This is a genomic window from Desulfoluna sp. (assembly GCF_030145185.1).
GTDB lineage: Bacteria > Desulfobacterota > Desulfobacteria > Desulfobacterales > Desulfolunaceae > Desulfoluna.
In genome coordinates this window covers 1-12,527 of sequence record NZ_JAQYWB010000107.1, presented here as the reverse complement: position 1 = coordinate 12,527, position 12,527 = coordinate 1, and the positions used below count along the sequence as shown (strand labels likewise).

Genomic DNA, 12,527 nt, shown 5'->3' with positions numbered 1-12,527 from the left:
GGGTTCCGCTCCACTCTTTGGATGCGTTGGAACTGAGTTTGCACCCATCAATGGCGAACATCTTTTCTCCGATCAAGCCCTCCATAGAACAAATGACAACCACACGAGTGAAAAGCGCAGAGATCTCTTCTTTCAAGGATGATACAAATTTTGCGATGGTCGTGTAGTGGGGCCTGGAATCTCCGCTCAAAGCCATAAACGTAACATTGGTATCGCAGCACCAAGCTATTTTCCGGCTCGAAACAACACCCAAGGAATAAGCGTAAAGGACAATCTTCAAAAGGACGGCTGGGTTGTACGCCGGAGCACCGGTTCTTTCATTGAAAAACTTTTTTTCAAAGATCGATAGGTCCAGCTCGTTGTCGACAATATGGTTGATGGCGAATACGAACGTACCGGGGATAATTTGCTCGTTAAAACGGACAGGAATAAAAAGCGATTGTGCTTGTGAATAACTTTTGTATCGGGCCATGTTCACCTCGTTGAGTTATTTGGTGAATCATAGCAAATATTGAGCAATAAATACAGCACTATATGCTCAGTTTTGACTTATTCTACAGGCTCAACGTAGAGCTAAAGGGCCGGGTGGCGCATGGCGAAACCGGCCTAAAAGCGAAAGTGGTTGGTTTACAGAAACGCTTGTGAACGCCCAGCTGTAGCCCGGCCCGAGTTTATCGGACCGTTAAACCAAAACATAGGACAATCCAACCCGACATTTAACATCCGCGAATCCTTCCGAGAATTAACCCACCAACATTGGCATAGCAACGGAAGTGGTATGGTTCATGACTCTCCTTTGTGTTTGAGGTCTTCTACGTGCTCGCCAAAAAGAGTAGTAAGTTACACCGAAATTATCAATACAAACAAATGCATGCGGCTACAAGGTCTTGTAACTCTTATGCATAATGAGTAATATCGTGCGAGCATATGAACGCAAAGGTGGCGTTTATAAGGGTGTCGTACGTTCAACCTGAACAGAAACCTTGGGGGCATCTCCCACCTCAAAACCAATATTTCCCTGCAAGGCCCTTCCCCCGACCCTCCTCTGTCTTTTGACGAAACCACGCCACAAGTGAATGTTGAGTTTTGGGTAAAAATCAATATTCGACCCATCACCCTATCATATTTATTTCCAATGGCTTACCTCCAAAACCACCCCTGGCCTCCACTCCTGTTGCTTTTGAATGTCTGGTTTGGCACAATTTATCCGGTAAACTTAACGTGCTACGACAAAGGGGCACCGAAGCCATGGAAGAAAATTGGAACATCCGGTGGAACCTGTCAAAGATAGTGAGGCATTCGGATAATTAGTAAATTTCTGGCCGACAAGCATAGGGACCTGCTCCTATGAGCCTTGGGTAGTAACAATGGGCTTCGCGTATCGGATCTTTTGAGGCTGAAGGTGGAGGACCTGGAGGGAATGAAAGCGAGGGAAACACTGCCGATCATCGAAAGTAAGATCGGCAAACCGAATGTGTTGGTGGTGAATAAGGGTGTTGGCAGGTTTTAAACTACCTATTTATAATAGCAATATAACGCCGAAGCTGGTTGGCTGAATATGTTCGTAAATGGGATGTCGAGATTTGAAGCCCTTACGCTTCGGGCTAGGTGATCTGATCTGACCTGTTTTGGTTCCTCAGTTTTTTGTCGTTGTTCCCTGTTCGTGATTTTCGTGCTTTTCGTGGTTAATGTTCTTAGGCTTTTCGTCGTTTCAACCACTTGAAAAATAGAGCACAAACCAAAAACAAAGGGATGACCACGAACCACACGAAAGGCACGAAAGAGGGCTATGAGCCAAAAGAGAAAGCCAGAAAGAATCTGACTTTCCGGGGTTGTAGAGGGTTGTTGCTCTGTTTTTTGTCGTTGTTCCCTGTTCGTGTCTTTCGTGGTTAATGTTTTTAGGCTTTTTCTTTGTAACTATTCGGCTTAAGCCTCTGGCGGTCCTGCTGGGGACAAAACGCATCCGCAACCTGCTTTCAAGGTGGTTTTGCCTAAGTGGTTTTGCCTAAGTGGCTTCGCCACCCTCACCGCCGGAGTTATTACGGTTAATGTCAATCCGTGAATTGACAAAGAAGCACCGATGGCCCACGCGTTTACGACACACGATACCGGCCTTCACCCTTCGTGCGAATGCGGACGCGAGGTGCTGAGAAGACCGATAGCCATAGAGCATTCGTAAACCCGCTTTCAAGGTGGCTTCACCTTGCCGCCGGAGGCTATTGTTTATGAGCTGAATAGTTACGGATTGAATTAAAAACAAAAAGCCCCCTGAAGCGATGCTTCGGGGGGCTTTTTTTGGTTATTCGATGACGCAGAGGGCATCGCCGGTGGAGACGGTGTCGCCTTCGCGGCAGGGGAGTTCTCCGATGGTGCCGGAGGCGGGGGCCGAGAGGACGTTCTCCATCTTCATGGCTTCGAGGACCACGATGACGTCGCCTTTTTCCACTTTGTCACCGGCTTTTTTCTCATAACGAAGCACCACGCCGGGCATGGGGGCGGTGAGGGTGGCGCCGCCTCCGGAGGGTGCCGCAGCGGCTGCGGGTTTGGGGGCCGGAGCCGCTGGTTTCGGTGCGGCCACAGGCGCTGGTGCTGGGGTTCGAGTCGGTGCCGGGGCAGAAGGGGCCGGAATCGCGGGAGCCGCCGTCGGTGCATGGCTGAGGATGGTGGGGCCACCCACTTCGTCCACGGCCACTTCAAAGTGATCTCCACCCACAAAGACATTGAAGGTGCGGGCGTAGGGGCTTTGGTCCGGCGCATTGGCCTTGCGAGTGATGGCTTCCAGGTCCCCATCGAGGACTTTTTCGGCGATGGCCGCGCGTTCCAGGGCTTCTTCCAGGGAGAGAAATTTTGCTTGTGCCGGGACGCGTTTCACCCCTTTTTGCCACTCCAGGTGGCGTTTCCCTTCCACGGGGAAGAGGGCCATGATGACCTCGTCTTCCAGGCCGTTGGCCAGGGGGTTTCGTTTTTCTTCGCCTTTGAGGGCCGGGGGCAGCAGCTCGGGGGGGAAGGCGGTGGTGGGGGTCTCACCCCGGGGGTCGCCTTCCAGGACCGTTTTGATAATGGCCCCGTCAATGGCGGAGACGGTGCGTCCGTTCATGCCGTAGCAGTGGTCTTTTACTGCCGAGGTGGCGATGGAGTAGCGGGCCTCCACGTTGTCGAAGACGACGTTGTTGATGGACTGGGTGACGATCATCTCGTCCAGGGGGAACTTGAGGGCGATTTCACCCAGGTCGTTTCGCACGGTGAGAATCTCGGCCACGGTCTTTTCAAGCAGCTCGGCTTTGTCGATCCCTGCCAGCTGGTTGACGGCCACACGCAGGGTGGTGACGGGGATGCGGTATTTCAGGGCCAGGCTGCGCAGGTGAAGGTTGGAGCGTTTCATCAGGGTGCTCAGGTGTCGGGGACGGATCTCTTCTTCAAAAAGGGCGGCGGCCTCGCAGAGGGGCTCCAGGGCGCCTTCGCGGGTCATGTTGAGAGAGTTGATCAGGCCTTCTGAGGGGATGGTGACGCCGCCGTCGGCAAAGGGGGAGAGGGCCGCTTCCACAACGGCGGCTCCGGCCTCAAAAGCTGCATGGGCGGTGGCTGTGCCGCACATGGCTGTGTTGGCGATGGAGAGATGCACGGGGATGGAAACCGCTTCCGTGACTCGGGCCACAAGCTTTTTGGCGCTGTCCGGGCAGAGAAAGCCTTCGGTGTCCATGAGGCAGACGGCGTCGGCGCCGATCTCCTGGATGCGGGCGGCGGTCTGGGCGATGGTGTCAAAGGGGGTCCGCTTTCCTGAGGTGGGAATAAGAATCGCCGCCACCGCGGTGGCGCCGAGGCCTTTGACGGTCTCGATGGGCACGGTGAGATTTCTCAGGTCGTTTAATGGATCGAAGATGCGGAAGATGGAGACGCCGGCATCGGCGGCGCTGCTCAAATAGGCACGCACCAGATCCAGGGGTGCGGCGGACCGTCCGGCCATGTGTAGGGCGGAGAGGGTCATGGCCACGGGGGTGTCCATCATGGCACGCTTGATGGCTCGGATGCGGCCAAAGGGGTTTTCGTTGAGTTCGGCCAGGGTGTTCTTAAAGGAAAACCCACGGGTTGCTTCTACGGCGTAGAGGCCGGCGCGGTTGAGAAAGGGGGCGATGCGCTCCATCTCTGAGGTGCGCATCAGGCCAGAGAGGAGGCTCTCCTGTCCGGCGGTGAACGAGGTATCATATATTCGGATGGTTGACTGGCTCATCGTAAGGTTTTGCTCCTTGGTCGTACGTATTCTTGGTTTACCTGCGTCCCAGGGACCGGAGTTGCATCAGGTTTCTCAGTTCCATGGTCTGGCTGCGTCCCGCAAGGCCCCATGCGTTGGGACGTTCCGCCCTCATCGGCTCAGGCTCCGCGCCCTGTTCAGAGGCCAGGAGGGCGAGGACGGCGCTGAGAGCCGCTTTTTTTCGGATGTTGATCTTTCGTTGTGTTTCGGTCTCCATGGCTGCTCCTTAAAGGGGGATGTTGCCGTGTTTCTTGGCTGGCCGCATCTCACGTTTGGTGGAGCTTATCTCCAGGGCTTCCATGAGGCGTACCCGGCTCTCCGAGGGAACGATGACGGAGTCCACGTAGCCTCGTTGTGCGGCCACGTAGGGGTTGGAGAAGAGTTCCTTGTACTCCTCCACCTTCTCCTGACGTTTCTCGTCGGGGTCGAGGGCGTCCTTGATCTCCCGGCGGTGGATGATGTTGGCCGCGCCTTCAGCGCCCATGACGGCGATCTCAGCCGAGGGCCAGGCAAAGGCGAAGTCTGTGCCGAGGTGCTTGGAGCTCATGGCGATGTAGGCGCCGCCGTAGTCTTTTCGGGTGATAAGGAGCAGCTTGGGCACCGTGGCTTCGGCGTAGCTCCAGAGCATCTTGGCGCCGTGGCGGATGATGCCTCCCCACTCTTGCTGGGTGCCCGGAAGGAAGCCGGGGACGTCGGCGATGGTCAGGATGGGGATGTTGAAGGCATCGCAGAATCGGATAAACCGGGCCGCCTTGTCCGAGGCGTTGATGTCGAGGCAGCCGGCCAGGACACTGGGCTGGCTGGCGACGATCCCGATGCTTCGGCCCCCTAAGCGCGCAAAGCAGGTGATGATGTTGGGGGCGAAGGTCTTGTGGGGCTCGAACAGGGTGCCGTCGTCCACCAGGTGACGGATCAGCGTGATCATGTCGTAGGGGGCTGAAGGGGAGTCGGGGATGATGGTATCCAGCTCGGGCACATAGCGCCGTCCGGAGTCGTCCCCTTTGACGATGGGGGGATCTTCCATGTTGTTCGCGGGCAGGTAGGAGAGGAGAATTCGGATGTCGCTGATCGCTTCAGCCTCGTCCTCGCAGGCAAAGTGACAGACCCCACTTTTGGTGCTGTGGGTCTCGGCGCCCCCTAAGGTTTCGAAGTCCACGGTCTCGCCGGTGACCGATTTGATGACCTCGGGACCGGTGATGAACATGTGGCTGGTCTTTTTCACCATAAAGATAAAATCGGTCATGGCCGGAGAGTAGACGGCACCGCCGGCGGAAGGACCCATGATGGCGGAGATCTGGGGGATGACGCCGGAGGCGGCGGAGTTCCGGAAGAAGATCTCACCGAAGCCGGCCAGGGCGTCGATGCCCTCTTGGATGCGGGCGCCGCCGGAGTCGTTCATGCCCACGATGGGCACCCCGGATTTCATGGCCATATCCATGACCTTGCAAATTTTCCGGGCCTGGACTTCCCCTAAGCTTCCCGCACGGGAGGTGAAGTCCTGGGCGTAGGCGTAGACGGGGCGACCGTCCACCAGGCCGTAGCCGCAGACCACGCCGTCACTGGCGATTTCCACCTCTTCCATGCCGTAGTTGGTGCAGCGGTGGGTGGCGAACATATCCACCTCACGGAAGGTGTTGCGGTCGAAGAAGAGGTCCAGGCGTTCCCGGGCGGTGAGTTTGCCCTTGGCTTTGTGGGCCTCCACCGCTTTTTTTCCCCCCATCTGCATGATGAGGTGCTTTCGCTGTTTTAAATCGAGTATTTTTTCACTGACTTTTTTCATAATAGAAGGTCTTTTCGCTCCTTTTTAGCTGAGAAAACTCCAGAGAACCCCTGCGCCAATGGCAGAGCCGATGACCCCTGAGATGTTGGGGGCCATGGCGTGCATGAGGAGGTAGTTTGTGGGATCCTCCTGCTGGGCCACGGTGTGCACCACACGGGCGGAGTCGGGTACGGCCGAGACGCCGGCGGCACCGATAAGGGGGTTGATCTTCTCTTTTAGAAAGAGGTTCATCCCTTTGGCAAAGAGCAGGCCGCAAGCCGTGGCCACGGCAAAAGAGAGGGCTCCCAGCACAAAGATGCCGATGGATTCCTGGGTGAGGAAGATGTCTCCCTGGGTGCTGGCACCGACGGTGATTCCCAGAAGAATGGTCACCGTATTGATGACGGAATTTCGGGCTGTTTCAGCCAGGCGCTCGGTGACGGTCGCCTCTTTAAGCAGGTTCCCGAGGAAGAGCATGCCCAGAAGCGGCAGGGCCGCAGGGGCCAGCAGGCAACTCAGGATCAGGCCGACGATGGGGAAAATAATGCGTTCTCGCTTGGAGACCTTTCGGGGCTCCCGCATCTTGATGAGGCGCTCTTTTCTGGAGGTTAAGAGCTTCATGATGGGGGGCTGGATCACCGGGACCAGGGCCATGTACGAGTACGCAGCGATGGCGATGGGGCCGATGAGCTTGGGCGCCAGCTTGGAGGTGAGGAAGATGGCCGTGGGGCCGTCTGCGCCGCCGATGATACCGATGGAGGCCGCCTCGCCAGGGGTAAACCCGAGCATGAGGGCGCCTAAAAAGGTGATGAAGATACCGGCCTGTGCGGCGGCCCCCAGAAGCATGAGGGAGGGGCGGGCCAGCATGGTAGAAAAATCGGTCATGGCACCGATGCCCATGAAGATCAAAGGGGGATAGATGCCCTTGGTGACGCCCATGTAGAGGTAGCTTAAAACGCTGCCTTCTTCGTAGATACTTAAGCCCATGCCATGGATGACGGGGATGTTGCCCATAAGAATGCCGAAACCGATGGGCACGAGGAGCAGGGGTTCGTAGTGTTTGGCGATGCCGAGATAGATAAAGAGCGTCCCGACACAGAGCATGATGATCTGGCGGTAATCCACCAGGGCAAAGCCGGTGTTGCTTAAAAACTGTAAAAACAGAGATTCCATAAGTATCGATTTCTTAATGATTCAGCACGCTCCAGACCCGTCGAATCGTGGGGCCGGGGGGTGCCTTCTCATCCCTTTTAAGGCAACGTTTTTCGCCGGTGGCGGGTGTTGCCATCGTTTTCATGGGGCAGGCGGTGCGGGTCTCAGCCCGGTCAGCCCAGGCTATTTGGCCGGAGATTCTTCCCACGTGAAGAGGTTGCGGACCTCTTTTTTGAGGAGGCCCACTTCCAGGAACTGGCGGACCATTTTTTCCGGTGGGGGGCTGGTGATGCCGCGGCCTTCGGCAAAACGGATGAGTCCTTTGAGGCTGAAGCTTTCCCCGAGAAAAGGGGTCAGGCGTTTGTAACGGGCGGCTTCGATGGCCAGGGTAGGCGTGAGAAGAGACGCCACCTGCTTCTCCTTTTCACGGCCCATAAAGAATTCACGTATTTTAAGGCGAAGCTTGTCCCGGTTATCCAGAAGATCAAGGATCTTATGGATGCGGGAAATCGCAAGTGCCAGGATGACGAGACATGAAAAAACGATGGTGATGCCTGCCAGGGCCATGTTCCAGCCGTTTTGTGCAGAAACCTGTTCAATAAGTGTCGCAATCTGCATCAGTTATTCTCCGAAAGTGTTAATCCCGAGGTGCGTCATGCATATGAAGCCACATGCTGTGCATCGGGTGTTGCTGCGTAATCTCCAAGGGTAAAAATCTCACGGGCGGCATGTTTTGAAGCTAACATCCTGTATCGATGACTTATCGAGGGCGATGCCGGTCTTTTTTCCTGGACATAAGCAGGCCACATGTGAGGTTACGGGTAAAAGTAAGCATAATGCGTGCCAATTTTAGGTTTGGGTGCAAGATTGGAAGGCGGCAAGGGTGGCGAAGTCACGGAGGCTAAAACACCTTTCGGCCATCAGCGTGTTTACATCACCACCTGAACACCCTTGTCCCCTGGAGCGCCGCACTCCGGTGCGGCATGGGTAACGACGAACTAAAAAGCCGCACCGGAGTGCGGCGCTCCGTTTTGGTTCGTCTTTCTTGGTTTTTTAAAGGGGGCCAAGGGCACCCTTATGTGACGCGTTGCCGACGGTGTGGGGATGTGAGGTAGGGTGTCACGTGGCGGGTTGTTTTCGTTAATCTGGCCGTCTGAAGTAGATTTGGCTGAATAGTTACATTTAATCAAGAATAATTTTTAAAGCCTGTTTTGTCCAACTTTTCAAGAGTTTAGTCCCCGTCAGTGCCGCCGGAAGCACAAGCTGAATCGTTACGAATTTTTTTAACCATGAAGAACATGATCCGTCTTCGACTCCGGCTACGCCGTGACAAGAGAGCCCTTCGGGATAGATGAAGGCGCTTGAATCACCCATACCGTTAACCACAGGCGCGCCGGAGGCGTCTTTAGCCTGACTGCTTTGGCGGCGAGGGTGGCAAAAATCATAGGTTGCGGCGGTATCAATCATGGAGGCAGAGCCTCCTGTGGGCATCCCCAGGCGGAGCCTGGGGACGAGAGAAGGCCAACGTTTGGCCACCGGAGACACTGCCAAGGCTATGACAATGGGGTAGAGGCACCACAGCATCCTCCTGGGCGCGCCGTGCTCCGCCTACGCCCTTGTCTTTGTGTCATCGAATGAACGATGACATCCGGCTACGGCGCGACAAGTGAAGGTACGGAGGATTTGCGAACCTGGGGTGCAGGGGATTTATCCCCTGCCCGCCGGAGGCGTCTTTAGCCTGACTGCTTCGGCGGCGAGGGTGGCAAAAATCATAGGTTGCGGCGGTATCAATCATGGAGGCAGAGCCTCCGGTGGGCATCCCCAGGCAGAGCCTGGGGACGAGAGAATTGACGCGGAAACCCCGGTAGCTCCCGCGGCGGCCTACGATCCGTTTACACGCTCAGCTTCCTCACCCTTCACGCGAATGCGGACGCGAGGTGTAGAGAGTCGCGACACCCGCAGCGCATTCGCAACCTGGGGTCCAGGGGATCATTCCCTGGCCGCCGGAGGCTTGTTTTCCGGTCTTCCCCAAAAAAAGAAACCGCCCTTTCCTTTTGGAAGGGGCGGTTCGGTAAACTGAACCCTTCGGGCCGTGTGGTCTGGTCCGAAGGGTTTTCTTCTTTACGATCAGGCGGCGGAGACTTTGTCGCTGATTTTGTGCTGATCATCGAGGTGTGAGAGTTTCACCATGCGGAAGTTGGTGAGATCGAGGTAGATCTTTCCGGCAAGGTCGGTGAGCACCATGCGGTAGGTGTTGGTGCGATCGTCTGAGGCCACGCGCTGGGTGATGCAGTAGTACTCCTGGCCGCGTTCCACGGGCCGGACGAACTCGAACTTATCCAGGCCGTAGGGCAGCACCAGCTCGCTGGTGGTGAAGAACTCAAAGAGCCCGCCGGTCTGGAACATGGCGTCCACCATGATGACATCGGTGAAGAATTCAGGGCGGGTGTCGCCTTTGAAGAACTCTCGTTCCCCATTGTGGATGACCTTGGTCACCAGGGTCTCTCCGTCAAAGGAGGTGATGTCCCGGATGGTCCGGAAAGAGCCGTGCATGAAGAGGCGCTCCGGATGGTAGACCAGATCGTCCACGGTGCCGTCGAGTTTCACCGGGGTGAATTCGGGGAGATCGTAGAAACGATCTTCCACGGGCTTGTCGGTAAAGTGGAAGGTCCCTTCGTAGTGGAGGGTTGTCTTGCCTGTGATTTTCCCTTTTTTGAAGGTGGAGGTGATGCGGCAGTTGAGGGCATCGTCTCCTTTGTCGCTCTTCTCCGTTTCAATCTCCAGCGCCTTGGGGCGTTCCTTGAGGATCTTGATGCCGTAGGGGATGGAAAAATCAGTCATGCTCGCCAGCCGTGCATTGGGCCGTGAAAAGAGCTGGGAGGCCGCCTCAGCCATGGTCTCAATACCGGTGGCGCCCAGAAAGATCGGCACATCCTTCATGCTGTGGTCTTTCAGGAAGAGGTCTCGCTTCAGATCCAGTACACGGGAAAAGACCATCTTGTCGTCGCTTTTTTCTTTGACGTCATCGATGAAGGGGGTCTGCCGTTCGAAATCGGCGGCGTCCATCTCTTCAAACATGAAGTCGCGGTCAAAGGCGATGTCCGGCCCGGTAAAGAGGCTCTCGCCGCTTGCCGTACCGGCCAGCTCTCCCATGAAGAAGGCCACGCCCCGGTCCAGGGGCAGGAAGGTGAGGCCTCGGGCTTCCAGGACCTTTTTCACCGTGTCGTTGGTGGCGGCCATGCCGCTGCCGCTCCAGGCTGTCCAGTCCAGGACCTTGGCGATGCAGCCGGTCTCCGCTCCAAAGCGCTGCACCATGCGGCCTAACATGTCGTTGGCGCAGGTGTAGTCCACCTGGGCTTCGTTTCCGAAGCGTGCGGTGACCGAGGAGAAGGTGATGAAAAAACGCGGGGTTTTTCCGGAGAGCCCTTTAAAGAGGTTCTCTGCCCCTTTGATCTTGGTGTCGAACACGCGGTTGAAGGAGGAGAGCTCTTTTTTCTCAATCATGGCGCTCTCTTCAAGGCCGGCTGCGTGGATGACCCCGTCGATGGATGCCTGGCTTGCCATGGCCCGGGTGACGGCCTCGGTGTCTGCTACATCCACGGCGTGGTAGACGACGCTTTTGGCCACCTGCCGCAGGGTGTCGAGGTTGTCCCGGGTCTCACGGATTTTGACGATTTTAGCGGCTGCGCGTTTGAGCTCAAGGGGTTTGGCCCCTTTCATGGTCGCGCGAAGCTGGGCCATGATCGCCCCTTCGGTGATGGCGCCGGTGGCAAAGGCAGGATCCAGGGTCTCGATGTCGCTGCGTCCGAGGATCACCAGGTTGCAGGGGGCGTGGGTCACGACTTGTTTAAGGATGTCGTAGGTGATGCCGCGGGCACCACCGGTGACCACCAGGGTGTCCCCGGTCTTCATCAGCGGAGTGCCTTTGGCCGATGATTCGGCCACCAGCCTCAGGCCCAGGCGTTTCCCGGCCGCAAGGCCCGTCTCCACGCGGCGGCTGCCGTTGGTCAGCTCGCCCATGAAGGCGGCGGCGGCCATGCGGGCATCGTCTGCGGTGAGTCCGGGGGCCAGGTCAATCACACGGACCCGGGTTTTTTCGTACTCTTTGTTGACCGTCTTGAGCATGCCGGAGAGTCCGGCAAAGGCCGGGTTGCTTTTATCGCCGCCTGCCTCGCCGTAAGGGAAGACCACCGACCCTGCGGAGAGGGCGCCGATGACGGTGCCTTCGCGGTCGAGGGATTCTTTCAGCTCGCGCAGGATGAGGAAGAGCCCCTTGATGGAGGCTTCGGCATCCCTTGCCACGCCGTTCGGGCAGTTTTCCAGGTAACCGTCCATGGCAGCCAGGTGCAGGACCCCGTCGATGGAGGGTTCTCGCCTCTGCATCTCAGTCAGGGTGGTCACGAGTCTGGCGTGGTCGGCCAGATCACAGGGGTAGGTGCACCCGTCGGTTCCCAGGGTGATGACCCGGCCGCCCCGCGCTTCCACCACGTTCTTCACCTGCTCGGTAAAGCCATGCTTGTCGGCGGTGACCAGAAGGGTCTTCTTGTTTAAATCCAGGTGAACCCCGGAGCGATCTCCGAGTTGTTTAACGCGGATGGCGTATCGGTTGACCCCGCCTTCTTCAAAGGCGGGGACCGTGAGGTCGGACACATCGGCCATGGGTGTTGATGCCATGGCGGGCGTATGGATATACGCTCGTGTTGCCACGTAGGCGGAGAGGCTGTCGATGGAGTTCAGATCCCGCAGTTGAAGATCTTCGGGGACGTCGAGGCCGAAGTGAGCGGAGATTTTTCCGAAGATCTCCACCTGCTTTACGGTGTCGATGCCGAGATCGGCTTCAAGGTCCAGGCCGTCGTCCAGCATGTCTACGGTGTAGCCGGTTTCATCGGCGATGATGCCCTTGATGGCAGAGACCACCGCTGCGCTTGAAGGACTTTCTGCGGCGACGTCAGGGGCCGGTGAGGCTTGAGCGGTGGGTGCTGCGCTTCCTCCGCCCTGCTGCGCAATGTAACCGGCGAGCTTGGCGATGGTGTTTAAATCTCTCAGCTGAAGGTCTTCGGGAACGTCGAGTCCGAAGTGCGCGGAGACTTTTCCGAAGACTTCCACCTGCTTGACGGTGTCGATGCCGAGGTCGGCCTCCAGGTCGAGGTTTTCATCGAGCATGTCCACGGTGTAGCCGGTTTCCTCAGCGATGATCTCCTGGACGGTGGCGATGGCTGAAGGGGCCGCGTCGGCAGCCGGTGCCATGCTTGCGGCGGGGGCTGCGCCTTCGCCCTGGGCGGCAATGTAACCCGCGAGCTTGGCGATGGTGTTTAAATCTCTCAGCTGAAGATCTTCGGGAACGTCGAGTCCGAAGTGCGCGGAGAC

Annotated in this window: 8 protein-coding genes; all 8 read right to left on the bottom strand. The window is 57.1% G+C overall.

Features of this window, described 5'->3' with window-relative positions; genetic code table 11:
- Positions 1–472, bottom strand: a 472-nt coding sequence (locus Q1Q75_RS21215) for a transposase (protein WP_300674973.1), incomplete at its 3' end; no start/stop codon positions are given.
- Positions 473–2,299: 1,827 nt separating this feature from the next.
- Entirely contained in the window at positions 2,300–4,228 is a 1,929-nt protein-coding gene (locus Q1Q75_RS21210) for a biotin/lipoyl-containing protein (RefSeq protein WP_300674972.1), read from the bottom strand.
- Positions 4,229–4,265: 37 nt separating this feature from the next.
- Positions 4,266–4,466, bottom strand: coding sequence for a hypothetical protein (locus Q1Q75_RS21205; protein WP_300674971.1), 201 nt, complete (start codon positions 4,464–4,466; stop codon positions 4,266–4,268).
- Between the two features lie 9 nt (positions 4,467–4,475).
- Entirely contained in the window at positions 4,476–6,029 is a 1,554-nt protein-coding gene (locus Q1Q75_RS21200) for a carboxyl transferase domain-containing protein (protein ID WP_300674970.1), read from the bottom strand.
- A 24-nt stretch (positions 6,030–6,053) separates the two neighbouring features.
- Positions 6,054–7,181: a sodium ion-translocating decarboxylase subunit beta gene (locus Q1Q75_RS21195; RefSeq protein ID WP_300674969.1), complete on the bottom strand. Its 1,128-nt coding sequence runs from the start codon at positions 7,179–7,181 to the stop codon at positions 6,054–6,056.
- A 162-nt stretch (positions 7,182–7,343) separates the two neighbouring features.
- Positions 7,344–7,778, bottom strand: coding sequence for an OadG family transporter subunit (locus tag Q1Q75_RS21190; protein ID WP_300674968.1), 435 nt, complete (start codon positions 7,776–7,778; stop codon positions 7,344–7,346).
- Positions 7,779–8,342: 564 nt separating this feature from the next.
- Entirely contained in the window at positions 8,343–8,627 is a 285-nt protein-coding gene (locus Q1Q75_RS21185; protein WP_300674967.1) for a hypothetical protein, read from the bottom strand.
- Between the two features lie 660 nt (positions 8,628–9,287).
- A partial coding sequence (locus Q1Q75_RS21180) for an SDR family oxidoreductase (RefSeq protein ID WP_300674966.1) occupies positions 9,288–12,527 on the bottom strand: 3,240 nt, incomplete at its 5' end.

Bases quoted from the DNA above. Each gene is read 5' to 3' on its own strand.
- Q1Q75_RS21210 (WP_300674972.1), bottom strand. From the start codon at position 4,228: ATGAGCCAGTCAACCATCCGAATATATGATACCTCGTTCACCGCCGGA.
- Q1Q75_RS21205 (WP_300674971.1), bottom strand. From the start codon at position 4,466: ATGGAGACCGAAACACAACGAAAGATCAACATCCGAAAAAAAGCGGCT.
- Q1Q75_RS21200 (WP_300674970.1), bottom strand. From the start codon at position 6,029: ATGAAAAAAGTCAGTGAAAAAATACTCGATTTAAAACAGCGAAAGCAC.
- Q1Q75_RS21195 (WP_300674969.1), bottom strand. From the start codon at position 7,181: ATGGAATCTCTGTTTTTACAGTTTTTAAGCAACACCGGCTTTGCCCTG.
- Q1Q75_RS21190 (WP_300674968.1), bottom strand. From the start codon at position 7,778: ATGCAGATTGCGACACTTATTGAACAGGTTTCTGCACAAAACGGCTGG.
- Q1Q75_RS21185 (WP_300674967.1), bottom strand. From the start codon at position 8,627: ATGATTGATACCGCCGCAACCTATGATTTTTGCCACCCTCGCCGCCAA.